The 24,117-nt window shown below is 37.2% G+C and carries 22 protein-coding genes; 9 read left to right on the top strand and 13 right to left on the bottom strand.

Annotated features, from left to right (window positions below; genetic code table 11):
- Positions 1-45: 45 nt before the first annotated feature.
- The 5 genes from V8G61_RS12315 to V8G61_RS12295 all read right to left on the bottom strand — a co-directional run bounded on the left by V8G61_RS12315 (position 46) and on the right by V8G61_RS12295 (position 3,720).
- Positions 46-1,101: an NAD(P)-dependent alcohol dehydrogenase gene (locus tag V8G61_RS12315; protein WP_394876048.1), complete on the bottom strand. Its 1,056-nt coding sequence runs from the start codon at positions 1,099-1,101 to the stop codon at positions 46-48.
- Between the two features lie 7 nt (positions 1,102-1,108).
- Positions 1,109-1,534: an OsmC family protein gene (locus tag V8G61_RS12310; protein ID WP_394876047.1), complete on the bottom strand. Its 426-nt coding sequence runs from the start codon at positions 1,532-1,534 to the stop codon at positions 1,109-1,111.
- Between the two features lie 35 nt (positions 1,535-1,569).
- Positions 1,570-2,673 carry an alkene reductase gene (locus tag V8G61_RS12305; protein WP_394876046.1) on the bottom strand — a complete coding sequence of 368 codons (1,104 nt, stop codon included), beginning with the start codon at positions 2,671-2,673 and terminating at the stop codon, positions 1,570-1,572.
- 134 nt (positions 2,674-2,807) lie between these two features.
- Positions 2,808-3,386 (bottom strand): Crp/Fnr family transcriptional regulator, encoded by a 579-nt coding sequence (locus V8G61_RS12300; protein ID WP_394876045.1) that lies wholly within the window; start codon positions 3,384-3,386, stop codon positions 2,808-2,810.
- A gap of 58 nt (positions 3,387-3,444) precedes the next feature.
- On the bottom strand, positions 3,445-3,720 hold the full coding sequence (locus V8G61_RS12295) for a DUF4834 family protein (protein ID WP_394876044.1): 276 nt from the start codon (positions 3,718-3,720) through the stop codon (positions 3,445-3,447).
- Between the two features lie 146 nt (positions 3,721-3,866).
- Between V8G61_RS12295 and V8G61_RS12290 the strand changes: the two genes are divergently transcribed.
- Positions 3,867-4,868, top strand: a complete 1,002-nt coding sequence (locus V8G61_RS12290) for a transporter (RefSeq protein WP_394876043.1) — start codon at positions 3,867-3,869, stop codon at positions 4,866-4,868.
- Between the two features lie 29 nt (positions 4,869-4,897).
- Positions 4,898-6,019 (top strand): GTP cyclohydrolase, encoded by a 1,122-nt coding sequence (locus V8G61_RS12285; RefSeq protein WP_394876042.1) that lies wholly within the window; start codon positions 4,898-4,900, stop codon positions 6,017-6,019.
- Between the two features lie 51 nt (positions 6,020-6,070).
- On the opposite strand, the gene V8G61_RS12280 is transcribed toward V8G61_RS12285, so the two are convergent.
- From V8G61_RS12280 to V8G61_RS12270, 3 genes are all read right to left on the bottom strand, one after another.
- A complete protein-coding gene (locus tag V8G61_RS12280) occupies positions 6,071-7,330 on the bottom strand; it encodes an aminotransferase class I/II-fold pyridoxal phosphate-dependent enzyme (RefSeq protein WP_394876041.1) in 1,260 nt (419 codons plus the stop codon).
- A 237-nt stretch (positions 7,331-7,567) separates the two neighbouring features.
- Positions 7,568-8,608 carry a PLP-dependent cysteine synthase family protein gene (locus V8G61_RS12275; RefSeq protein WP_394876040.1) on the bottom strand — a complete coding sequence of 347 codons (1,041 nt, stop codon included), beginning with the start codon at positions 8,606-8,608 and terminating at the stop codon, positions 7,568-7,570.
- Between the two features lie 76 nt (positions 8,609-8,684).
- The gene (locus tag V8G61_RS12270; protein ID WP_394876039.1) at positions 8,685-10,754 is read right to left on the bottom strand and encodes a S9 family peptidase; all 2,070 of its coding nucleotides are present in this window, start codon (positions 10,752-10,754) and stop codon (positions 8,685-8,687) included.
- Positions 10,755-10,889: 135 nt separating this feature from the next.
- Between V8G61_RS12270 and V8G61_RS12265 the strand changes: the two genes are divergently transcribed.
- A complete protein-coding gene (locus V8G61_RS12265; protein ID WP_394876037.1) occupies positions 10,890-11,213 on the top strand; it encodes a YbaB/EbfC family nucleoid-associated protein in 324 nt (107 codons plus the stop codon).
- 2 nt (positions 11,214-11,215) lie between these two features.
- Here V8G61_RS12265 and V8G61_RS12260 read toward each other — a convergent pair whose 3' ends face one another.
- Positions 11,216-12,235: a threonine aldolase family protein gene (locus tag V8G61_RS12260; RefSeq protein WP_394876036.1), complete on the bottom strand. Its 1,020-nt coding sequence runs from the start codon at positions 12,233-12,235 to the stop codon at positions 11,216-11,218.
- A 200-nt stretch (positions 12,236-12,435) separates the two neighbouring features.
- Here V8G61_RS12260 and prfB point away from each other — a divergent pair.
- From prfB to V8G61_RS12235, 5 genes are all read left to right on the top strand, one after another.
- A protein-coding gene (gene prfB / locus V8G61_RS12255; RefSeq protein WP_394876035.1) for a peptide chain release factor 2 occupies positions 12,436-13,546 on the top strand; the annotation gives its coding sequence in 2 pieces (ribosomal slippage) (positions 12,436-12,498 and positions 12,500-13,546; 1,110 coding nt in all).
- Positions 13,543-14,163 (top strand): HAD family hydrolase, encoded by a 621-nt coding sequence (locus V8G61_RS12250; protein WP_394876034.1) that lies wholly within the window; start codon positions 13,543-13,545, stop codon positions 14,161-14,163. Before prfB ends, V8G61_RS12250 begins: the two co-directional genes overlap by 4 nt.
- Entirely contained in the window at positions 14,160-14,501 is a 342-nt protein-coding gene (gene arsC, locus V8G61_RS12245; protein ID WP_394876033.1) for an arsenate reductase (glutaredoxin), read from the top strand. Before V8G61_RS12250 ends, arsC begins: the two co-directional genes overlap by 4 nt.
- A 98-nt stretch (positions 14,502-14,599) precedes the next feature.
- Entirely contained in the window at positions 14,600-17,128 is a 2,529-nt protein-coding gene (locus tag V8G61_RS12240; protein WP_394876032.1) for an outer membrane beta-barrel protein, read from the top strand.
- Positions 17,129-17,226: 98 nt separating this feature from the next.
- On the top strand, positions 17,227-19,650 hold the full coding sequence (locus V8G61_RS12235; protein ID WP_394876030.1) for a TonB-dependent receptor domain-containing protein: 2,424 nt from the start codon (positions 17,227-17,229) through the stop codon (positions 19,648-19,650).
- Positions 19,651-19,734: 84 nt separating this feature from the next.
- Here the strand turns inward: V8G61_RS12235 and V8G61_RS12230 are convergent, their stop codons facing one another.
- Both V8G61_RS12230 and V8G61_RS12225 read right to left on the bottom strand, forming a co-directional pair.
- Positions 19,735-19,911 (bottom strand): hypothetical protein, encoded by a 177-nt coding sequence (locus V8G61_RS12230; RefSeq protein WP_394876029.1) that lies wholly within the window; start codon positions 19,909-19,911, stop codon positions 19,735-19,737.
- Between the two features lie 87 nt (positions 19,912-19,998).
- Positions 19,999-20,640, bottom strand: a complete 642-nt coding sequence (locus tag V8G61_RS12225; protein ID WP_394876027.1) for a peroxiredoxin — start codon at positions 20,638-20,640, stop codon at positions 19,999-20,001.
- Between the two features lie 185 nt (positions 20,641-20,825).
- On the opposite strand from V8G61_RS12225, the gene fumC reads away from it, so the two are divergent.
- A complete protein-coding gene (gene fumC / locus V8G61_RS12220) occupies positions 20,826-22,223 on the top strand; it encodes a class II fumarate hydratase (RefSeq protein WP_394876026.1) in 1,398 nt (465 codons plus the stop codon).
- Between the two features lie 153 nt (positions 22,224-22,376).
- Here the strand turns inward: fumC and V8G61_RS12215 are convergent, their stop codons facing one another.
- Together V8G61_RS12215 and V8G61_RS12210 are read right to left on the bottom strand one after the other, a co-directional pair.
- Positions 22,377-22,946 (bottom strand): Crp/Fnr family transcriptional regulator, encoded by a 570-nt coding sequence (locus tag V8G61_RS12215; RefSeq protein ID WP_394876024.1) that lies wholly within the window; start codon positions 22,944-22,946, stop codon positions 22,377-22,379.
- A gap of 165 nt (positions 22,947-23,111) precedes the next feature.
- Positions 23,112-24,008: a chromosome partitioning protein ParA gene (locus V8G61_RS12210; protein ID WP_394876022.1), complete on the bottom strand. Its 897-nt coding sequence runs from the start codon at positions 24,006-24,008 to the stop codon at positions 23,112-23,114.
- Positions 24,009-24,117: the final 109 nt, after the last annotated feature.

Here is a 24,117-nt window from a genome sequence, read left to right as displayed (position 1 = left end):
CAGCTATTAATCAGTAAAGCTATTAATCAATTAAAGGAGGCTGTGTTACTTCTTCAAAGATTCCATATCAATAACGAATCTGTATTTTACATCACTTGAAACCACACGGTCGTATGCTTCATTAACATTCTGCATATCGATCATTTCGATATCACTCAAAATATCGTGTTCGCCACAGAAATCAAGCATTTCCTGAGTTTCTTTAATACCACCTATTAAGGATCCGGCAATGCGTTTACGTCCCATAATGATATTCCCGCCGTGGAATGGTTTTAAGGGTTCTACAGCCCCTACCAGACACATCGTGGCATCAATCTTAAGCAAACTCAGATATGGATTCATATCGTGGCCTACCGGAATGGTATTCAAAATAAAATCGAAACTTCCGGCGTGGGCTTTCATGGTATCTTTATCCGTGGATATTAATACCGCATCAGCACCCAAATCTTTGGCATCATTTGCTTTTTCAGGTGAACGGGTAATCATCACAGTTTGTGCGCCTAAAGCATGGGCGAACTTAACACCCATGTGGCCCAAGCCGCCTAATCCAACAACGCCTACCTTATCCCCTTTTTTCACATTCCAGTGTTTTAAGGGCGACCAGGTGGTGATTCCCGCACATAATAAAGGTGCGGCTCCCGGCTTATAAATATTTTCAGGAACATGCAATACAAATTGTTGGTCGACCACAATAGATGTGGCATAACCGCCATAGGTTTGCGTTCCGGGGATGTGTGGATTCGGACTGTTATACGTGAACGTGGCGCCGTTTTCACAAAACTGCTCCAAGTCTCTTTTACAAGACTCACATTCTTGGCAGGAATCTACCATGCAGCCTACGCCAACATGGTCGCCTACTTTAAAATGGCTCACGTTTTTACCCACTTCCACGACTTTTCCAATAATTTCATGGCCGGGGACCACGGGATATTTCGTGCCGCCCCATTCGTTTCGTGCTGTGTGTATATCACTGTGACATACACCACAATAAGTTATTTCTATTTTAACATCATCAGCTTCGGGTGCCCGACGCTCAATCTCCATGGATTTTAAATCCGCCTTTGCGGCCTCGGTTCCGTATGCTTTAATTGTTTCACTCATATATAAATTATGCGTTTTTTAGGTTTATTTTTAAATCTATCTGGGCGTTTAATAGTTTTGAAATCGGACAAACTTCTTTCGCTTTTTGAGCGATCTGCTGAAATTTTTCCGCATCAATACCGGGTACATCACCTTCCAGATTTAAAGTAATATTGGTAACGGCGCCGTCCTCAAAGGTTACGGTTGAATCTACATCCAGAGTGTTAGCGGTGAAATCGTCTTCATTTAATAAAAAACTCAATTGCATCGCAAAACATCCGGCATGTGCCGCACCTACTAATTCCTCAGGGTTTGTTCCTTTATTACCGTCTTCAAATCGGGTATGAAAGGAATACTGGGTGTTTTCAAGCACTTTACTTCCTGTGGTTAATGCGCCTTTTCCTTCTTTGCCACTGCCCTTCCAGACAGCTTTTGCTTTTCTTGTAAATTTCATTTTATTTCTTGGTTTTTAAGTTAATAGTTCGTTTTCTAAGCCTCTTTTAATTCGGCTGTCGGATAATCAATATAGCCTTTTTTTCCGGGTGTATAAAAGGTATCGCTATCCCAATCGGCAAGTTCTAAATCGTGTTCAAAACGTTCTACCAGATCCGGATTGGAAACATATAATTTTCCAAAGGATACTAAATCGGCATGACCGTCTTCAATCACCTTATTCCCTTTCTCTTGATCGAAACCAGCATTGATCATCAGGGTTCCGTTGTATAAGGGACGGAAATGTTTTGCAATTTCGGTCACCGCAAACGGAATATCAGAAACATCATTAAAGGGTTCTGACAAATGGATATAGGCCAGATTATAATCGTTTAATTTTTTAATAATGTATTCGAATGTCGGAATTGTTTCCTCATCCATCGTTGTTCCAAAGATGCCATTAAGCGACGGATTAAACCGCGCTCCTATTTTTTCTTCAGGAATAACGGCTTTCACAGCGTCCAGAGTTTCAAAAAAGAATCGCGCTCTGTTTTCAATACTACCGCCATACTCATCGGTTCTATGATTTGAGGTGGCATTGAAAAACTGATGAAATAAATAGCCGTTCGACGAGTGAATTTCTACTCCGTCAAACCCGGCTTCCACAGCATTGGCCGCTGCATTTTGAAAGTCTTTAATGGTTGTTTTAATCTCTTCTTTAGTCATCGCCTTTGGCGTTACTGTATCTTTAAATCCATCGGCAGTATAAGCCTGCGCTTCAGGATTTATAGCAGAAGCTGATAAGGGCAATTCACCATCATGGAAATCGGGGTGCGACATACGCCCCACATGCCACAACTGGATAAAGATTTTTCCTCCTTTATCATGCACACGTTTCGTTACTTTTTTCCAACCTTCTACTTGAGCATCCGAATGAATTCCAGGGGTATTAATATAACCTACAGCACGCTCAGAAACCTGAGAACCCTCAGTTATTATAAGGCCTGCAGAGGCACGTTGTTCGTAATAAACACCATGTAACTCATCAGTAGGCACGTTGCCTTCATTATCCGCTCTGTTTCTGGTCATGGGAGCCATAACGACACGATTTCTTAGATTAAAATTATTTCGGTACGGTATTAATAGGGGTTGTTTACTCATTCTTATATTTATATTTAAAAATTAGGATTAATATGGAAAGACTCTTATTAGCGTCACGAGCTTTCCTTTTGTTCAATTATAAAGATAAGTGTCAAAGAGCGGAAATCAATTGATGTATGTCAATTAGGAAAAATTTAACTTTTTAAGGAACGTCTTACGCGACTTAAGTTTTCAGGAGAAACGCCCAGGTAATTAGCGATATCGTAATTGGGAACACGATTTTCAATATTTGGATAAGAGGTACAAAATTCTAGATACCGGGCTTTGGTATCTTTTTCTAGGGTTGATAAAATCCGTTTACGTTGTGAAATAAAGGCATTGGTAATCAATAGACGAAAGTACCGTTCGTAAACAGGGGATTTTTCATAGAGAATTTGAAGATTCTCATAGCTAATGGAAAGCAATCTGGAATTCTCAATAGACTCAATATATAAGCGTGAAGGGATTTCATTGAAGTAAGCGTCAAAATCTCCAATCCACCAATCTTCTACAGCAAATTGAATGATGTGACTACTACCGTTTTCATCAAGGTAATAGGCTTTTAAACACCCTTCCACAACAAAATATTCGTGTCTTACGTGTGTGCCCGGCTGCAATAAAAAGGTTCCTTTGTCCATAGAAACCTCGTTTAGAAACGACTGTAACAAATCTATATCCTTCGGTTTAGGAGAAACATAACGTTTTACGTGCTCAGCTATAACGGGATACTTCATAAGTAAAATTAGAGTGATTTCCGGCACAAGGGAATACCTGAAAAGGAATTAATCAAATTTATTCAATTTCTTCATAATCGATATAATCCCCGACTTTATCATTGGATGCTTTTCCTTTGTTGGGCATTTTATCTATGGTTACTTCGCCTTCTTTTTCAGTTTTCTGGTTTTGTTGTCCCTGATTGTAATTCCCGCCAAAACGCTCCTCAGCTTTTTTGGCAACGAATTTAAACAATATGGGCGCAAACAAGCGGCTTAATATTTTGATACCGAAATAGATCAGCATGATGATAAGAATCATGCGAACAAATCCGGTTACAGATGCATATTGCATAATGTTTAATTTTTCACAAATTTACAACAGATTGTGTTTAAATGTGACTGAAAAACCCTAAAAAATCTTTAAAATATCTATATTTGACTAGTGCCACTACCCAGGCACGCATACAGTATAATTGAACAGTTTTTAAATATATACCTATGAACCCACTAAAATCTACGTTAATTTTCCTACTCAGTTTATGGTCCGGTACGGTCCTGGCCCAATACACAGATGTGATAAACTCCAACCGCCCGGGGGTCTCAAAAAGTGCTTTTTCTGTGGGCACCGGTGTGCTGCAATTTGAATTGGGCCCTTACCTAATAAAAGAAGATCGAAGCCCTGCTCCTGCTTACAATGTGGATGGTTTTGGAATTGATTTTGCTGCACGTTATGGTTTTTTATTTGAAGAACTTGAGTTGAAAATTGAAGGGACCTATCAAAATGATGAAAAAGTGTTTAAGTTGAATCCAACCTCAGTAAATGACAGAGCCAATTTTAAAACTTTAACGGTTGGAGCAAAATATTTGCTATATGATCCTAATAAGAATGAAGAAGCCAATAAGCCCAATTTATACAGTTGGAAGGCTAATCATGGGTTTCGATGGCGCTCTTTAATTCCAGCTGTGGCTATTTATGCCGGAGCACATTACGATACTGATAACAACCCGTATACCGCAGGAGGTATTGAAGGGTTCAGTCCGAAAATCATGATCGCCACGCAACATAATTTTTCCGGGGGCTGGGTTTTAGTTACCAATTTAATTAAAGAACGTATTGGAACCGATCAGTCTGATTTTTCATATGTGATCTCCCTAACCCATGCTTTAAGTCCGAATTGGGTGATTTTCGGGGAAACACAAGGAATTCAAAGTGATTTCTATGCTGATAATCTATTTCGATTTGGTGGCGCTTATTTATGGACCAAGAATTTTCAGCTGGATACAGCCGTAACCTTTAACACGAAAGATACCCCTGCGGTTTTCAGTGCTAACTTAGGAATGTCGTACCGCTTCGATTTTCATCAGGATAAAGAAATTGATAACGGTACTTCGGCAAAAGATGAAGGAAAACGCAGGAAACGTGGTAAAAAACGACGCAAAAAAGATGAGATCCCACCGCATTTGCAACAAAAGCGTGATGCACAGGAATTCGATAACTAAAAAACCACTTTACAATTTAGTATAGTCATATGATAACAATTAAAGAAGTTCATTCTAAATCCGACTTAAAAGCTTTTGTAAAATTTCCTTTTAAGCTTTACAAGGATAATCCCTACTGGGTCCCTCCTATTATAAGTCAGGAAATGAATTCTTTTAATAAAAAAGAAAATCCTGTTTTTGAAACCGCCGCTGCCCGTTTATTTCTGGCCTATAAAGGAAAAGAAATGGTTGGTAGAATTGCAGCTATTATCAATTGGTCTGAAGTGAAAGATCAGCAACTTAAAAAGATGCGTTTTGGCTGGTTTGATTTTGAGGATGATCTAGAGGTCTCTAAAAAATTATTGGAGGAGGTTGCCATTATTGGTAAAGCTAATAATCTGGAATTTATGGAAGGCCCGGTGGGCTTTTCTAATCTGGATAAGGTTGGTGTGATGACCGAGGGATTTGAGAGTAAATCGACCATGGTAACCTGGTATAACGCAGCCTATTATCCAAAACACTATGAAGCACACGGTCTGAAGATCGAAAAAGGTTATATTGAAAGTGAGTTTAAGTTCAGTAATGTACACCCGGAGGCTTTTGAGAAGGCCCAGGATTTAATTAAAAGGCGCTACAAGCTAAAAGCCTTAAGTTTTACCAAAACCAGTGAGGTGATGCCTTATGTGGATCAGATGTTCGATTTGTTCAATAAAAGCTATGCAAAACTTTCATCTTTTGTCGCTATTAGCGATATCCAGAAGGCTTATTTTAAAAAGAAATTTATAAGTTTTGTGAATCCGGAGTACATAAAATTTGTTCTAGATGAAAACGAAAACATGGTTGCATTTGCTATTGTTATGCCCAGTTTTGCTGATGCCTTACAAAAAATGAATGGTAAATTATTCCCGTTCGGATTTATACATTTATTGCGGGCCAGAAAGCATAGTAAGAAAGTTATTTTTTATTTGATTGGGGTTGCCCCGGAATATCAAAATAAAGGGGTTCACGCTATTATTTTTAATGAATATTATATAACCTTTACTGAAAAAGGTATAGAAACCTGTTACCGAACACCGGAACTGGATGAAAACGAAGCCATTCATAAGATTTGGAAGCGCTTCGATCCGAAAATATCCAAACGTCGTAAAACTTATCGTAAATCATTAGCATAAAAAAATCCGATGTTTAAAAGCATCGGATTTTTTATTTTGTTTATGGTTTTTTTATTCACCCATTGAGGCCATTACAGCGGCAGATAAGCGTTTATACGTACCGTTATCTAGACGCTCTCTAATAGCATCAAACGCATCCAGAGTTTGCTCAACGTCTTCTAAGGTATGCGTTGCTGTTGGAATCATTCTTAGTAAAATTAATCCTTTAGGTATCACAGGATAAACTACTATAGAACAGAAGATTCCGTAATTTTCTCTAAGATCTCTTACTAAGGCCATAGCTTCCGGAATACTACCTTTTAAGTAAACCGGGGTTACGCAACTTTGCGTTGTTCCGATATCAAAACCACGGGATTTTAAACCGGATTGTAAAGCGTTAACGATCTTCCAAAGGTTTTCTTTTAACTCCGGCATGGTCTTTAACATCTCCAAACGTTTTAAGGCACCAACGGTTAACACCATTTGCAGCGACTTGGCAAACATTTGAGACCGTAAATTGTATTTTAAATAGTCGATAATCTCCTGATCTCCGGCAATAAAAGCTCCTGTACTGGCCATAGATTTTGCAAAGGTTGCAAAATACACATCGATGTCGTCTTGAACACCTTGCTCCTCACCTGCTCCAGCACCTGTTTTACCTAAGGTTCCAAAACCATGGGCATCATCAACTAAAAATCTAAAATTAAATTTCTTTTTAAGTGCAACGATCTCTTTTAAACGCCCTTGCTCACCACGCATCCCAAACACACCTTCAGAGATCACTAAAATCCCTCCACCGGTTTGTTCAGCCATTTTTGTAGCACGCTCCAGGTTCTTCTCTAAACTTTCAACATCATTGTGTTTGTAGGTAAAACGTTTTCCCATATGTAAACGCACTCCATCAATAATACAGGCATGAGCATCCACATCATAAACTATGATATCATCTTTACCAACCAAAGCATCAATGGTAGACATGATTCCCTGGTATCCAAAATTTAAAAGATAAGCGGCCTCTTTGTTCACAAAAGCTGCCAATTCCTTTTGAAGTTTTTCGTGAAGATCCGTGTGACCAGACATCATACGAGCACCCATAGGATAGGCTGAACCATATTCCTTTGCAGCCTCAGCATCAACTTTTCGAACTTCAGTATGGTTAGCCAAGCCCAAATAATCATTGATACTCCAGGTAATAACTTCTTTACCCTGAAATTTCATTCTATTTGATATTTGACCTTCCAATTTAGGAAATACAAAATAGCCCTCAGCTTGAGACGCCCATTTCCCTAGTGGCCCTTTATCCTTATAAATTTTCTCAAATAAATCTTTCATTTAAAATAATCTTATGCATTAAAATAAGTACTGATGGTAGAAAAAACACCCCGGTGTTTATTGGCTTTAATATACAAATTAAACATAAACGGTGGTTCCCCGCAAATCAGCTCCGCAAAATTAAATATTTCTATCATTTGAGCATAATTTTTATGCCCCAAATATTAACAAATAAGCAAAAGAAAAGCGCTTTTAATGCTTAATTAAAAACGCTTTTATCAAATTTATTAGTTTATTTTACTTTATATACTGAATGGCTTGTGTAGCTTGAGCATTAACGCTGTCGAAAAAGCCTTGTTCATTCATCCATTTGTCACTGTATACTTTACTCATATATCGAGATCCGTGATCGGGGAAAATAATCACGACGTGATCACTTTCTTTAAATCGATTTTCTTCCCCCAATTGCGCTAAAGCCTGCATCGCAGCTCCAGAGGTATACCCTACAAAAAGGCCTTCTGCCTTCGCAATAGCTCTGGCCATATGAGCACTTTCCTCATCGGTAACTTTCACAAATTCATCAATCGCATCAAAATCGGTTGCTGTAGGAATTAAATTTTTACCCAGACCTTCAATACGATATGGATAAATTTCTTTTTCGTCGAATTCTCTGGTTTCGTGATATTTTTTGATCACCGACCCAAAAGCATCTACGCCTATGATTCGAATATCGGGATTTTGCTCCTTCAAGTATTTCGCTGTTCCTGAAATGGTTCCACCGGTACCGCTACAAGCGATCAAATGGGTTATTTTTCCCTCCGTTTGATTCCAGATTTCAGGACCTGTAGTTTTATAATGTGCATCAATATTCAACTGATTGAAATATTGATTGATATACACAGAACCTTTTGTTTCTTCATGAAGACGCTTAGCTACTTGATAATAGGAACGCGGATCGTCTGCACTAACATGTGCCGGACATACATAAACCTTGGCTCCCATGGTTTTGAGCATATCAATTTTATCGGCTGATGATTTTGAACTTACAGCCAAAATACACTTATATCCTTTAATGATACTTACCATCGCAATACTAAAACCTGTATTACCTGAGGTTGTTTCAATAATGGTATCGCCTGGGGTTAGAATTCCTTGCTTTTCAGCTTGTTCAATAATGTAAAGGGCTATTCGGTCTTTGGATGATTGTCCGGGATTGAATGATTCTACTTTTGCGAAGAAATTCCCCTTGAGTTCTGATGTAATACGATTTAGTCTTATGAGAGGTGTGTTACCAACTAAATCTAGTACATTATCAAAAACTTGATTAGTGTGTTTCATAAAAGCTATTTAAAAGCAGCATTCTATCAAAAAGAATACGTCCTAAAACCTGACAAAAATAAGACAAATTTTTTTATTAGCATGAAATTCCTTCTAAATCTAGTAAAAAAGCATATTCCATAGCCACTTCCTTCAAACTTTCAAAACGCCCTGAAGCCCCGCCATGACCCGATTCCATGTCGGTATGAAGGAGCAGAATATTATCATCTGTTTTAAGATCTCTCAATTTAGCTACCCATTTTGCTGGTTCCCAATATTGTACCTGTGAATCATGTAAACCAGTTGTTATCAGCATATTAGGGTAAATCTGTGGTTTTACATTATCATAAGGAGAATAGGACTTCATGTACCTGTAATAGGTCTCATTGTTTGGATTTCCCCATTCATCATATTCTCCTGTCGTTAAAGGAATTGTATCATCTAACATTGTAGTAACCACATCCACAAAAGGTACTGCCGCCAAAATACCATGATATAATTCAGGGCTCATATTTACAACAGCTCCCATCAAAAGGCCTCCGGCAGAACCACCGTAAGCATATAAATGTTTTTCGGAACTGTATTTTTGTTCAATCAGAAATTTCGAACAATCAATGAAATCGGTGAAAGTGTTTAACTTTTTTAATAATTTACCATCCTCATACCAATGACGTCCCAGGTATTCCCCTCCCCGAATATGCGCAATAGCAAATATAAATCCGCGATCTAGCAAAGTTAGACGTATGGATGAAAAGGATGGATCGGTTGTGGAACCATATGACCCGTAGGCATATTGAAGTAGCGGACTACTTCCATCAAGTGGGGTATCCTTTCTATACACTACAGAGATCGGAACCTTAACCCCATCTCTTGCTGTTGCCCATAGACGTTCTGATACGTAATTATTTTTATCAAAGGTCCCTCCCAGAACTTCCTGTTCTTTTTTAACCTCCTTGGTTTTAGTGGAAAAGCTATAATCTATTACTGAGCTTGGTGTGGTTAGCGAATTATAACCATAGCGCAATACATCACTTTCAAAATCAGGATTATTACCAATAAAAATATTGTAGGTCTCTGACTCGAAATACAAATAATAATCCTCTAAACCACTCCAACTCATAATCCGGAGTCTGTTAAGGCCGTTTTCGCGTTCATTGACAACTAAATAATCCCTGAAAATCTCAATATCCTCTAGTAAAACCGAACGTCGATGGGGAATAACATCAGTCCAATATTTTTTATGTGTTTTATTCTCAGGTGTTTTGGAAAGCTTGAAATTTTGAGCCCCGTCCGCATTCGAAATCACATAGAAAACATCATTATAATGTGCAATACTGTATTCGAGATCCTTTTCTCGTTCCTGAAAAACGGTAAAAGGTTCCTTCGGTGTATCAGCATTTAGAATGCGATACTCGGTAGACATGGTGCTGGACGACCCGATAATGATATATTTTCTGGATTTAGATTTGTAAACGAAGGTGTGAAAAGTGGCATCACTTTCTAGGTAAACGATGTCGTCATCTTTATTATCGGTTCCCAGGTTGTGTTTGCAAATTTTTTCAGAACGCAGTGTCACCGGGTCCTTCATGGCATAGAACAATGTAGCATTATCATTCGCCCAGGTAGCGCTTCCGGTGGTATTAATGATCTTATCCGGCAGGATCTCGCCTGTCATTAGATTTTTAATTTGAATGGTGTACTGCCGGCGACTCACCACATCGGTAGAGAACGCAGCCAAGGTATTATCCGGACTGATAGCGATACTTCCCAAGTTAAAATAAGAATGCCCCTCAGCCATATCATTACAATCGAACAATAATTCTTCAGGAGCCTCTAAAGTTCCCTTTTTACGCACATAAACCGGATAATCCCTTCCTTTTTCATAGCGCGTTATGTACCAATACCCGTTAAGTTTATAAGGCACCGTAGAATCATCTTCTTTAATACGACCCTTCATTTCTTCAAAAAGTGCCTTCTGAAAATCCTCTGTGTGCGACAGCATGGCTTTTGTATAAGCGTTTTCACTTCTCAAATAATCTAAAACAGATTCATTATCGCGTTCATTTAACCAATAATAATCATCCGTTCGTTCGTCATTATGGATGCGTAACACCTTGGGGTGTTTTTCAGCTTTGGGAGGTTTTACTGTCTTTGTTTGCAGACTCATAGAGCTATTAATCGTTTAAGCGTGGGCAAAAATAAAACTTCGAAATAGAATTTCGTCTATTTTTTAATTTTTTGATGCATGTATTTTAATTTTTCAATAATGTAATATCTTTGAATAACCTTAAAAAATAATGTTATGTTTGGAGATATGATGCAAATGATGGGCAAGCTTAAAGAAGCCCAGAAAAAAGTTGAAGATACTAAAAAACGCCTGGACACAGTATTGGTTGATGCTTCCAGTTCTGATGATAAGCTTCAAGTAACGCTTACCGCCAACAGAACGATTAAATCGATTACGATCGCGGATGACCTTTTAGAGGATAAAGAACAACTTGAGGATTATTTAGTAATGACGCTCAATAAAGCTATCGAAAAGGCTACAAAAATTAATGAAGCTGAATTAGCGAGTGCAGCCAAGGACGGTATGCCAAATATTCCGGGTATGGATATGTTCAAATAAGCTTAGGTTAAACTTTTCAGAGCTTTTAAAAGCACCTCATGCATATCATTGGTGTAATCCATATGGGTAGTCATGCGCAATTTACCTCCGCCCATACTGATGATTTTAATATTTTTTTCAACCAGTTGATCAATAAATTCGGTTTCATTGACCTGGCTTTCTAATTCAAAAATAACAATATTCGTTTCAACAGGCTCAACTTTATTAACCATAGGCAATGTGGCAAGTACTTTCCCGATGTCTTTGGCTTTATCATGATCTTCTTTTAAACGATCTATATTGTTTTCCAGAGCAAACAATCCTGCTGCTGCCAAATACCCGGCCTGACGCATATTTCCGCCAAAAACCTTTCGAATACGGAGGGCATTTTCCATAATGGCCTCATCCCCTATTAATACAGATCCAACAGGACAACCCAACCCTTTACTTAAACATACCGATATGGTATCGAATATTTCACCATATTGTTTCGGTGTTTCATTTTTAGCCACGAGGGCATTCCATAAACGCGCACCGTCCAGATGATAACCAAAGTTATTAGAGTCGCAAATCGTTCTTATTTTTTTAAGCTCTTCATAATCCCAACAGGCTCCACCGCCTTTGTTCGTGGTATTCTCCACTTCAACAAGCGTTGTTTTGCTGTAATAATAAGCGTCCGGATTAATGGCATCAATCACTTGCTTTGCCGTGAACATGCCCTTGTCGCCATCAATTAATTTACAAGAAATTCCGCTATTGAAAGAGGCTCCTCCAGATTCATAATTATAAATGTGCGCATACTTATCACAAATAACCTGCTCTCCGGGCTGCGTATGCAATTTAAGAGCCGTTTGGTTGGCCATCGTGCCACTAGGGAAAAATAAGGCTTTGGGTTTTCCAAAAAGTTCAGCAATATGAGATTCAAGACGATTTACAGTAGGGTCTTCACGAAAAACATCATCACCTACTTCGGCTTGCATCATGGCTTCCAACATCTCTTTTGAAGGCTTGGTTACCGTATCACTACGCAAATCTATTATCATTCTTTAAAATTATATGGAGCTTGTCACTCGGGTTATTTTTCAAAAATAAATGAAATTTTAGGAATTGAGCTTGCTATTTTGTTTCAATTATTTTGAATCATTCAATTTATCTGTACTATATAAGTAAATAGTAAATTAACAGGTCTTTTGTTTTTAGAAGCAGGATTAAATCTTATTTTTGTTTCAAAATTTTTCACCCTATGATTACTTCCGATCAGATAAAAGATCTTAATACCCGCCTTGACAAACTAAGGCACTATCTTTGACATCGATAAGAAAAAGATAGAAATTCAAAACGAAGAAGAACAAACTTTCGACCCCAATTTTTGGAATAATCCACGCGAAGCAGAAACCATCATGAAATCCCTTCGTGTCAAGAAGAAATGGATTGAAGATTATCAGGCTGTGAAAACACTTGTAGAAGATCTCGAAGTGATTTATGAGTTCTTCAAAGAGGGTGAATCTACAGCCGAAGATGTTGAAAAGCGTTACGAAAAAGCCATAAACCTTTTAGAAGCCATTGAATTCAGAAATATGCTTTCTGATGAAGGTGACAGTTTGAGTGCCGTACTACAAATAACAGCCGGTGCCGGTGGCACAGAAAGTTGTGATTGGGCTAGCATGCTGATGCGCATGTATTTAATGTATGCCGAAAAGAATGGCTTTAAAGTGAAGGAACTTAACTTCCAGGAAGGCGATGTGGCCGGCATTAAAACAGTAACTCTTGAAATAGACGGCGATTTTGCGTTTGGCTGGTTGAAAGGTGAAAATGGGGTACATCGTTTGGTACGCATATCCCCTTTTGACAGTAATGCGAAACGCCATACCAGTTTTGCTTCGGTTTACGTATATCCTTTGGTAGACGACTCTATAGAAATAGAAATAAATCCGGCTGATATTGAGATCACCACAGCCCGTTCTAGTGGTGCCGGCGGACAAAATGTTAATAAGGTAGAAACGAAAGTACAACTTACCCACAAACCAAGCGGAATTCAAATATCCTGCTCAGAAACACGCTCACAGCATGATAACAGGGCGCGGGCCTTGCAAATGCTTAAATCGCAATTGTACGAGATTGAACTTGAAAAGCAATTGTCCCAGCGTGAGGATATCGAGGCCAATAAGAAAAAAATTGAATGGGGTAGCCAAATCAGAAATTATGTGATGCACCCTTACAAATTGGTAAAAGATGTGCGTTCAGGCCATGAAACAGGTAATGTTGATGCTGTTATGGATGGCAATATTGATGGCTTTTTAAAGGCTTATCTTATGATGATGGGACAACAAACGGAAGAGGACAATCAATTATGAAACCAATAGACAGCATTATTTTCGATTTGGGTGGGGTGTTGATAGATTGGAATCCTGAATATGTTTTTTTAGAAGCCTTTGATGGTGATCGTGAAAAAATGACCTGGTTTTTAAATACTATTTGCACCAGCGATTGGAATGAGCAACAGGATGCTGGTTACCCACTACAAAAAGCTACTGAAGATCTGGTAAAACAGTTTCCGGAATACGAGAAATATATACGTATGTTTTATGGTGATTGGCCTAAAATGTTGGGTGGCTCAATAACGGAAACCGTGGATATTTTAAAGGCATTAAAACAAACAAAAAAGTATAAACTGGTAGCACTGACCAATTGGAGTAGCGAGACCTTCCCGATCGCCAAAAAGCGTTTTGAATTTTTAAACTGGTTTGAAGGAATTGTTGTTTCTGGCGAAGAAAAAACCAGAAAACCGTTTAAAGAAATTTATGAGATCTGTTTGAACCGCTTTAAAATTCATCCGGAACATGCCCTTTTTATTGATGATAACCTAAGAAATATAAAAGCGGCAGAAAAGTTACATATCAACGCTATTCTTTTTGAAGACCCAAAACAATTACGAAACGATTTAGAACAGTTTAATATTTTAATATCATGATCACAATATATCACAATAACCGTTGTAGAAAATCAAGAGAAGGCCTTGCCCTTATTGAGGATTCCGGAAAACCCTATAAGGTTATTACGTATCTAGAAAACACACCTTCATCCGAAGAGCTTTCAGAAATTATAAAACTTTTGGGCATTCAACCCATGGACTTAGTTCGGAAAAATGAAGCGATTTGGAAAAGTGATTTTAAAGGAAAAGAACTTTCAGATAAAGCTATCATAGAAGCTATGGTGAAAAATCCTAAACTTATTGAACGTCCAATAGTTATAAACGGAAATAAAGCTATTGTAGGGAGACCTCCCGAAGCCATTTTAGATATTTTGTAGTTTTGTTTAATTTTTTATTAAAATGTTTTAACAAAAAATTAACCGAAAAAGAGGTTCTATAGATTAGTTTTGCAGTAAATATGACTGCTAATAAATTTATGAAAACCAAATTTTTTCTTTCCCTGATTTTGAGCCTGCTTACTGCATCGATTAGTTTCGCTACAGAACCGGATAAAAACATTACTATAAAAGGTGTCGTAATAGATGCGGATACCAAAACCCCCTTGGAATTTGCTACGGTTTCTATTCGTAAGCATGACGATCAACAAGTTATCGATGGTGTAATAACCGATATTTCCGGGAAATTCAACATGCGGGTTGCACAAGGCACTTATGATATTAAGATTGAATATATTTCCTATAAATCAATTACTTTCGAGAATAGAACTATTACCGAAAACACCGATCTAGGTGTCATAGCTCTTGCCCTAAATGTAGAATCACTTAATGCCGTTGAAATAGTTGCAGAGCGCACCACAGTTGAGATCAAGCTGGATAAGAAAATCTACAACATAGGAAAAGATTTGACCACTGCAGGTGGTACCGTTAGCGATGCCCTTAACAATGTTCCCTCAGTTGCCGTGGATATTGAAGGTAATATTAGTTTACGAGGAAACGGAAACGTACGAATCCTTATAAATGGAAAGCCTTCCGCAATGGCCGGATTTGGTGACACCAATGTACTGAGCCAGTTACCTGCTGAAGCTATTGAACGTGTGGAAGTTATTACATCGCCATCAGCACGTTATGATGCTGAAGGTACAGCCGGGATACTAAATATTATTTTACGTCAGAAAGAAACCCTTGGATTTAACGGTTCTTTAAACCTGACTTTAGGTAATCCTGATAATTTAGGCTTTTCTTCAAATATAAATTACCGTACAGAAAAATTCAATGTGTTCTCAAACCTTGGTTATCGCTATTTTGATGCGCCTAGAAACAATTTTAACGATACAGATTATTTTGATCGTGTGGTAAACGGCAATACCGTGACACCTGAATTTGAGCGCATTATTGAAAGTGAAAAAGTAAGTCGTTTGAACCGAAATTATAACGGTAATATTGGATTGGAATATTTTCTATCTGATAAAACCTCGGTAACTGGTAGTTTATTTTACCGTTATGGTGAGGATGCTGATTTGGGAATCAACCGTAGTTCTCGTTATAACGGAGGCGATGTAGTAGAGCGAACCGATCGTAGAGAAAAGCAAGACGAAACAGGAAACAGCTATCAATTTTCTTTTAATTACATTACCAAATTCGATGAATCCGGTCACCAATTAACAGCTGATTTTCAATATGGAATCCGAAGCGAAAACCAAGATAATTTTATAAATGAAGATTATATTTTCACCGACCAAACAAATCCGGATCCGTTTCAAAATGAAATTATTTATCAAACCGAGGATAGCAAGGATTACCTGATCCAAGCAGATTATGTTTTACCAATGGGTGAAGATTCTCGCTTTGAAGCCGGATATCGTGGGAATTTTGAAAATGAGATCACTGATTACCTTTTAGAACAGGAAGATATTAACACCGGAAATTACGTTATAAATGAAGAAATTACGAATGTTTTTGATTACACTGAAAATGTTAATGCATTCTACACCCAATATGGCAGCAAATTCGGTAAGTTCTCATTTCTACTGGGTTTACGTTTGGAGAACACCCAGCTGAAAGGAAATATTGATTCCAGGTTAACAGATGCTGAGCTTGAGGAAGCTTTTGGTTTTCCTATCGATACCGAGTTCAACAATAATTATTTAGGCCTCTTCCCTACAGTTAATTTTATTTATAATCTTTCCAGCGAAGAGGATGATCCGGAGGAAAGTGTTACACTTGGTTTCAACCGACGTATCAATCGTCCTAGAGGTTGGTATATTAACCCGTTTCCATCGCGATCAAGCCGTACAAATATATTCCAGGGTAATCCCAGCTTACGTCCTGCCTTTTCGAGTACCTTCGATTTGGGCTATTTAAAACGGTGGAACGAATTAACAGTAACAGCTTCCGTTTACTATCAGCATGAAACCGGGTCTTTTGATCGTATTCAGGAAAATACGGGACAACAAACCTCAGATGGTATAGATATTATTAGAACAATACCTGTAAACCTGTCTACCAATAAGCGTACCGGTGGAGAATTCGGACTCATGTACAATCCAGCAAAATGGTTAAGACTAAATTCAAGTTTCAACATCTTTAAATTTGAAACAGAGGGATCATTTAACGGCGTTGATTATGGCGCCAATAATTCTAGTTGGTTCACACGTTTTAGTAGCAAGGTAGAGTTGCCGGCTAAAATAGATTGGCAAACTAATGCTTACTATAGTGGCCCGCAACAAGATGCACAGAGCGATCAGAAAGGTGTTTTTTCAATGGATATCGCCTTAAGTAAAGAAATTCTAAATGATAAGGTAACGATTTCCTTGAATGCCAGAGATCTTTTTAATTCCAGAATACGTCGTACCACAACAACAACAAGTTTTTACACGAATTACGAGGAATCACAATGGCGTCAACGCCAGGTAAACCTTTCAATCCTTTACCGTTTCAATCAGCAAAAATCTAAAAAAGAGAGATCAGGACAAGATATGGATGATGATTTTGATTTTGAAGGTTAATAAGTGTTAAAATAACATTTTATATTTATTTAACTTTTATTTAACCAGAACACACAAGGCTTATATCTACTTTTGCCGCGCTAACATTAAATCAAAAAATGAAAAAAATTGCTCTGTTAATCGCCTTGTGTTTTACCACTATGGTATTTGCTGATCCGGATGACCTTAAAAACAATAAAATCACCGGAACCGTTATTGATAAAGAAACAAACCTTCCTCTTGAATACGCCACCATTTCCTTTTACAGTCATAAAGAAGAAAAAGTTGTAGATGGTACAATTACTGATCTCGACGGAAAATTTGAAATAAAAGTTGCCGATGGTACCTACGATATTAAAATTGAATATATCTCATACACCTCCTTCGAGCTTAAAAAGAAGGTCATCAATACAAACCTTGACCTAGGCACCATTTTTTTAAGTTTGAATTTAGAATCCTTGAATGAAGTCGAAATTATTGCCGAAAGAACCACGGTGGAAATCAGACTCGACAAAAAAATATACAATGTTGGTAAGGATTTAACTGTACGGGGAGGAAACGTAAGTGATGTTCTGGACAACGTGCCCTCTGTGGCCGTTGACGCGGAAGGAACCATCACCCTTCGTGGTAATGACAACGTAAGAATCTTAATTAACGGAAAACCCTCAGGTCTCGTAGGTCTTAATTCTACGGATGCCTTACGACAGCTCCCTGCGGATGCAATAGAAAAAGTTGAAGTGATTACTTCGCCATCAGCGCGTTACGAAGCTGAGGGAACGGCGGGTATTTTAAATATAATCTTAAGAAGAAGTAAATTACAAGGTTTTAACGGAGCGGTAACGGCAAATGTGGGACATCCTGATCGTGCTGGAATTTCTGCTAACGTGAATTACAGAACAGGCGATTTGAATATTTTCAACACGCTGTCCTATCGCTACAACGAATCTCCCGGTTATTGGTATTCTTACACCACCTTTAAAAATACAGGAAACGTTTCTGATGAAAAGCGCGATTGGTTAAATACAAGTAAAGGCCTAACCAATAATTTTGGAGTAGAATGGTATATTAATGATTCTTCTTCTATTACGGCTTCCATGGTTTACAGTGATAATAATGGAATCGAGAGGTCTACGAACCGCATTTTTCAATACGACTCAAATATGAATTTATTGTCTGAAACGTTACGTTTAGACCCACAGGATAATGATTCCAGAAATTCACAATACACTTTTAACTACACTAAGGATTTCAATGACAGTGGTCAAAAATTAACCCTTGATTTTCAATTTGAAGATAATCAACAGACACAGTATTCTTTAATCAATCAAGACGGGGTTGATACGGATATTTTAAGTCAGAATATCACGGGATCTAAATTATTTTTACGTTCAAATTACGTGCTTCCTGTTGGAGAGAATAGTCAGTTTGAAATAGGCTATCGTGGTGATTATGATAGAACCACTACAGATTATCGTGTAGAGCTTTTAAATACAGATACCAATGAATTTGAGGTAGACAGAGGACTTACTAATTTGTTCAATTATAAGAACTATATACAAGCTGCTTATTTGCAATTTGGAAGTAAGATTAACGATAAGTTTTCGTATTTACTTGGCCTGCGCATGGAAAACACGCAGCTAACTTTGGATCAACCAACTTCAGGTGATTTTGAGAAACGCAATTTCACAGGATTGTTCCCAACGGTTAACTTAACCTATGAGTTTAGTGAAAAAGAGAATTTAAGTCTGGGCTTCAACCGTAGATTAAGACGCCCGTGGTCGTTTTTCTTAAACCCTTATCCCTCACGAAGTAGTATAACAAATATTTTTCAGGGAAATCCCGGCTTAATACCAACCTACTCCGGACAGTTTGATCTGGGCTATTTAAATCGATTCAATGATTTTGTTTTAACAACCTCAGTGTACTACTCACATGCTACCAACGTTATTCGATTTATAAGCAGAGAGTCAGGAGATTTTGTTGAAATTGATGGTCGACCGGTACCGGTGATTTTAAGAGGACCGGATAACATTGCGACAGAAGACCGTTATGGTTATGAATTTAATTTGAGTTACAGTCCATCTAGAAAATGGCGTGTAAATACGGATTTTAATATTTTTAATTCCGTGATAAACGGCGATTATCAAGGAACAAGTTTCGACTCTAAAAACGTGTCGTGGCGCGCCCGTTTAAATAACAAATTAACCTTACCCTTAGCTATCGATTGGCAAACTAATTTCAATTACCGTGGTCCCAGTCAGGATGCTCAAAACACACAAAACGGTGTGTTTTCAATAGATGTAGCCTTCAGTAAAGATTTACTTAAGGAAAAGGCTTCCTTGGCTTTTAATATTAGTGATTTGTTAAATAGCAGAAGCTTTAATGGTACCGTAGATACACCTCAATTTACAACTGTAAGAGAGTTGCGTTTTAGAGGAGTTCGATCGTACAACTTATCATTCACTTACAGATTTAACCAAAAGAAAAAGCCAAGTCGCGATGGAAACTTCGGTGGCGGTGGCGATATGGATATACAAATGTAATCTGGAAAAAGAAACAATATAGAAACAAAAAAAGGAAGTTCATTTGAACTTCCTTTTTTTTTTTATTAAAACTATATATTTTGTTTATGGATTTTCACGTTTAGCCTTCTTTTCTTCTCTGATTTCCTGAAGTCGTTCAATCAATGCACCACCAATCCAGTAAGGCACTACGAAGGTTATTAAGAAAATCATCAACCAGAATCCTATGGTTAGAATGGTTAAGAATGCTAAAAAGCCTAAATATTGGTCAAAATCAAACATAATGTGTTTCCTTTTTTTAAATCTTAAGCAAAGATAATATAAAGTGTATTGTTAAACAATAGTGATTTTAATATTTCTTCCTTGAGTTTAATTTAAATTTGGTTGTGGTGTGATTCTTAAATATGGTTTAATTTCTTTAAAGCCTTTTGGAAATATTTCAGGAATATCCTTGGTAGCTATCGATGGAGATACCACACAATCTTCACCAAATTTCCAATTGGCTGGTGTCGCAACTTTATGATATGCCGTTAATTGTAACGAATCAATAACGCGCAATAACTCATCAAAATTTCGACCCGTAGAAGCGGGATAGACAATAATTAGTTTAATTTTTTTATCAGGACCTATTACAAAAACAGAGCGTACGGTTTGTTTATCATTCGCATTAGGGTGAATCATATCGTAAAGTTCAGCGACTTTATGATCTTCGTCAGCAATAATCGGAAAATTAACTTCAGTGTGTTGTGTTTCATTAATATCCTTTATCCAGGCCTTGTGTGATTCCAAACCATCCACACTCAATGCAATAGTCTTTACGTTGCGTTTATCAAATTCTGATTTATATTTTGCTACTGTGCCCAGTTCTGTGGTACAAACCGGTGTATAATCCGCAGGATGCGAGAATAATATACCCCAGCTATCTCCTAACCAATCATGAAAATGAATATCTCCTTGTGTTGTTTGGGCTGTAAAATCGGGAGCTGTATCTCCTAGTCTTAAATTTGCCATGTCTTATAGTTTTTTTAATTAATTTATTTGTTTTTATTTATTTCCTACAAATTTAATAGGTTTAATAGGATAATAAAAATCCCTCTAGTTATTTCTCTGTTAAAAGTTCTACGAATTCCCGCTTATTATTCGAAGAAAACAGCATAAATAATTTAACTTTGTAACAGAAATTAAAGTATAAACCTATGGGATACAGAATAGAAAAAGATACTATGGGGGACGTTCAAGTTCCTTCTGATAAGCTTTGGGGCGCACAAACGGAACGCTCCAGAAACAATTTTAAAATTGGTCCTGAGGCTTCTATGCCCCTGGAAATTATATACGGTTTTGCCTATCTTAAAAAAGCAGCAGCCTACACTAATTGTGAATTAGGCGTGTTATCCATAGATAAACGCGATTTAATTGCCCGGGCCTGTGACGAAATTTTAGACGGTAAACACGATGACCAATTTCCGTTGGTAATCTGGCAAACGGGATCGGGAACACAAAGTAATATGAACGTGAATGAAGTTATAGCTAACCGGGCTCATCAATTGGCGGGCTTCAAGATTGGTGAGGGCGAAAAAACCATTCAGCCCAATGACGATGTAAATAAATCTCAGTCCTCAAACGACACCTTCCCTACAGGAATGCATATTGCTATTTACAAGAAAGTTGTTGAAACCACCTTACCAGGTGTTAAAAAACTCCGCGATACCTTACATAAAAAATCTAAAGAGTTTAAATCCGTCGTTAAAATTGGTCGAACTCATTTAATGGATGCCACTCCCCTAACCTTAGGTCAGGAAATTTCCGGTTATACCGCGCAATTGGATTACGGTATTAAAGCTTTAGAAAATACCTTGGCACATTTAAGCGAACTCGCTTTAGGAGGAACGGCTGTTGGTACAGGCCTAAATACGCCAAAAGGCTATAGTAAACGTGTAGCTGAATATATCGCAGAGTTTACTAAGCTTCCATTTATAACAGCACCAAATAAATTTGAAGCTTTAGCAGCTCACGATGCTTTAGTTGAAACCCATGGCGCTTTAAAACAATTGGCAGTTTCTTTGAATAAAATTGCTAACGATATTAGAATGTTAGCTTCAGGGCCACGATCTGGAATTGGTGAAATTATCATTCCTGCTAACGAACCCGGAAGTTCCATTATGCCGGGAAAGGTAAATCCAACGCAATGTGAAGCCTTAACCATGGTTTGTGCACAAGTTTTAGGTAATGATGTTGCCGTTTCTGTTGGTGGTTTACAAGGACATTATGAGCTCAATGTATTCAAACCTGTTATGGCCGCAAATGTGCTGCAATCTGCCCAACTTATTGGTGATGCTTGTGTAAGTTTTAACGATAATTGTGCTATTGGTATTGAACCTAATAAAAAAGTAATTGATAAATTGGTAAATAATTCCTTAATGCTGGTTACGGCCTTAAACACTAAAATAGGGTATTACAAAGCCGCTGAAATAGCCAATACAGCACATAAAAATGGAACCACATTAAAAGAGGAAGCTATTAATTTAGGATATGTAACTGCCGAAGAATACGACGAATGGGTAAAACCAGAAGAAATGGTTGGCGGATTAAAATAGCGTTCTAACTATAGGATTTTAAAACAAAAAACAGGTAATTAAAATTACCTGTTTTTTTTTTGGTGGTTAGCTATTAATCCTTTTGAATGTTGTTGAAAAGAATTAATTCAAATATAGGATTATTGAAAATGTTAAAAATTAACAAATGTTAAATTAAACTATTTTTTTACGAATACGACTTAATTGTACAGGTGTAATTCCTAAATAAGATGCGATATGATATTGAGAAACCAATTGATCTATGTTCGGTCTGTGTTTTAATAATTTTTTATAACGCTCGGTGGCATTTAAAGATATTTGATCTACTAAACGCGCTTCATACTTCGTGTAAAGTAGTTCTAAAACAGAAGTATATAAGCTTCGCAAGTCCTCTTTGGTCTTACATAACACCATTAATTTCTCATAATCCACAGCGTATATTTTAGAATCCGATAAGGTCTCAAAAATAAATTGGGATGGAGTTTGTCGCAATAGAGCGGTTAAAGATCCAACAAAGCTGTTGGGAAAATAAAATGCTTTATTAAACTCCTTCCCTTTTTCTGTTGAAATATAACAACGTATTGAACCTCCAACTAGCATGTAGAGTTTTGTTGGTACTTCCCCAAGTTTAACAATTTGAGTTTCTTCAGGAACTTTAACAAACTCGGTGATTTCCGTTATAGCCTTGAAAGATTCTTCAGAAACATTGGATATGGAATTTAAAAACTTAAAATTTCTATGCATTTGGGGGTTCGGTCTATTAATTTTAAAATAAATATAATAGCTTGAAAAAATTATTGAGTATTATTTTCTACGATATGCTTATAAATTAGGTTTACCCGTATTATGATATATAAAAAAACCTCAGACCGAAGTCTAAGGTTTTTAAAAAATTATGTGAAATGTCTTTTATCTCAGGGTAAATTCTGAAGTAGAAACCAAATCTTTTTGGTTAAATACATTTACAATATAGCGTCCTTCAGCAAAATCAGCTTCAGAAGTTTTATCTAAAAACTCGCAAATATTTAAACTGGAACCTTCGTAATTAAATTTACTAATAGTACTGTAGTTTATCGTTTTGGCTTTTTCTCCTTCTCCAAAAGTTACCTGCTCGTTTAATCCTAGAATTTGATTATTAGGACCTAAAACCTGAATGTATAATTCCTGATCACCGGCCTGTACGAGATTATTTTTAGCCACTAAGAAACAAATACGGATTTTATCGCTTCTTCCAGCGCGTTCTGTTGGAATCACTTTACCCGATGTTCTTGTGATAACCCCTGAAGCCTTAAGGTCTAAAGCTGATAATACAGCAGCATTTTCAACTACTTCAGCTAAAGCTGTATTTTGAAGTAATAAAGAATCAGTGAAAACTGTACGCTCTTCTAAACGTACACGTGTACTATCTAATGAAGTTGCTAAATACGAGTTTTGTACTTTTAATGAATCATTCTGAGCTAATAACTGATCCATTTCTTTTTGTAGGCCTAAATATTTCGTTTTGTAGCGCCATAAGCTCTTCACATTCGTTTCAGAGATTTTCAAAGAATCTATTAACCCTTGAATTCTGCCACGTGCCTCAACTAAATTTGCATTGGCTATATCATTCTCATTGATCGCCTGATCATATTGCTTGGCCATAGCGTTAAGATCATTCATCACTAACTGTTTTTCTTCAGTTAATTGTTTTTGGGTCTCTTTACTGTTATTGTAAAGGTTTAAGGTGTAAAATCCGGTGGCTATAAATAAAACCACAGCGATTACTAATCCAACCTTAAGAGGCGTGCTACTTTTATTATTTTCCATAATTTTGTTTTTAGTGTTTTTTTAATAATTATGCTTAGTTGATTACGATCTGTCTCGTATTCAGTTTAATATACGCAGGTTTTTTTTATTTAGATGTTTTTGAAATAAA

The sequence above is a fragment of the Gaetbulibacter sp. M240 genome (assembly GCF_043876815.1).
GTDB lineage: Bacteria > Bacteroidota > Bacteroidia > Flavobacteriales > Flavobacteriaceae > Gaetbulibacter_A.
Note: the sequence above shows the minus strand (reverse complement) of the source record. Positions and strands in the feature narration are given on the sequence as shown.

What these genes read in the sequence shown, in the direction of transcription:
- V8G61_RS12295 (WP_394876044.1), bottom strand. Translation starts at nt 3,720, where the DNA reads ATGCAATATGCATCTGTAACCGGATTTGTTCGCATGATTCTTATCATC.
- V8G61_RS12280 (WP_394876041.1), bottom strand. Translation starts at nt 7,330, where the DNA reads ATGAAAGATTTATTTGAGAAAATTTATAAGGATAAAGGGCCACTAGGG.
- V8G61_RS12270 (WP_394876039.1), bottom strand. Translation starts at nt 10,754, where the DNA reads ATGAGTCTGCAAACAAAGACAGTAAAACCTCCCAAAGCTGAAAAACAC.
- V8G61_RS12315 (WP_394876048.1), bottom strand. Translation starts at nt 1,101, where the DNA reads ATGAGTGAAACAATTAAAGCATACGGAACCGAGGCCGCAAAGGCGGAT.
- V8G61_RS12235 (WP_394876030.1), top strand. Translation starts at nt 17,227, where the DNA reads ATGAAAAAAATTGCTCTGTTAATCGCCTTGTGTTTTACCACTATGGTA.
- V8G61_RS12240 (WP_394876032.1), top strand. Translation starts at nt 14,600, where the DNA reads ATGAAAACCAAATTTTTTCTTTCCCTGATTTTGAGCCTGCTTACTGCA.
- fumC (WP_394876026.1), top strand. Translation starts at nt 20,826, where the DNA reads ATGGGATACAGAATAGAAAAAGATACTATGGGGGACGTTCAAGTTCCT.
- V8G61_RS12260 (WP_394876036.1), bottom strand. Translation starts at nt 12,235, where the DNA reads ATGATAATAGATTTGCGTAGTGATACGGTAACCAAGCCTTCAAAAGAG.
- V8G61_RS12275 (WP_394876040.1), bottom strand. Translation starts at nt 8,608, where the DNA reads ATGAAACACACTAATCAAGTTTTTGATAATGTACTAGATTTAGTTGGT.
- V8G61_RS12250 (WP_394876034.1), top strand. Translation starts at nt 13,543, where the DNA reads ATGAAACCAATAGACAGCATTATTTTCGATTTGGGTGGGGTGTTGATA.
- arsC (WP_394876033.1), top strand. Translation starts at nt 14,160, where the DNA reads ATGATCACAATATATCACAATAACCGTTGTAGAAAATCAAGAGAAGGC.
- V8G61_RS12230 (WP_394876029.1), bottom strand. Translation starts at nt 19,911, where the DNA reads ATGTTTGATTTTGACCAATATTTAGGCTTTTTAGCATTCTTAACCATT.
- V8G61_RS12305 (WP_394876046.1), bottom strand. Translation starts at nt 2,673, where the DNA reads ATGAGTAAACAACCCCTATTAATACCGTACCGAAATAATTTTAATCTA.
- V8G61_RS12215 (WP_394876024.1), bottom strand. Translation starts at nt 22,946, where the DNA reads ATGCATAGAAATTTTAAGTTTTTAAATTCCATATCCAATGTTTCTGAA.
- V8G61_RS12225 (WP_394876027.1), bottom strand. Translation starts at nt 20,640, where the DNA reads ATGGCAAATTTAAGACTAGGAGATACAGCTCCCGATTTTACAGCCCAA.
- V8G61_RS12285 (WP_394876042.1), top strand. Translation starts at nt 4,898, where the DNA reads ATGATAACAATTAAAGAAGTTCATTCTAAATCCGACTTAAAAGCTTTT.
- V8G61_RS12300 (WP_394876045.1), bottom strand. Translation starts at nt 3,386, where the DNA reads ATGAAGTATCCCGTTATAGCTGAGCACGTAAAACGTTATGTTTCTCCT.
- V8G61_RS12265 (WP_394876037.1), top strand. Translation starts at nt 10,890, where the DNA reads ATGTTTGGAGATATGATGCAAATGATGGGCAAGCTTAAAGAAGCCCAG.
- V8G61_RS12290 (WP_394876043.1), top strand. Translation starts at nt 3,867, where the DNA reads ATGAACCCACTAAAATCTACGTTAATTTTCCTACTCAGTTTATGGTCC.
- V8G61_RS12310 (WP_394876047.1), bottom strand. Translation starts at nt 1,534, where the DNA reads ATGAAATTTACAAGAAAAGCAAAAGCTGTCTGGAAGGGCAGTGGCAAA.
- V8G61_RS12210 (WP_394876022.1), bottom strand. Translation starts at nt 24,008, where the DNA reads ATGGAAAATAATAAAAGTAGCACGCCTCTTAAGGTTGGATTAGTAATC.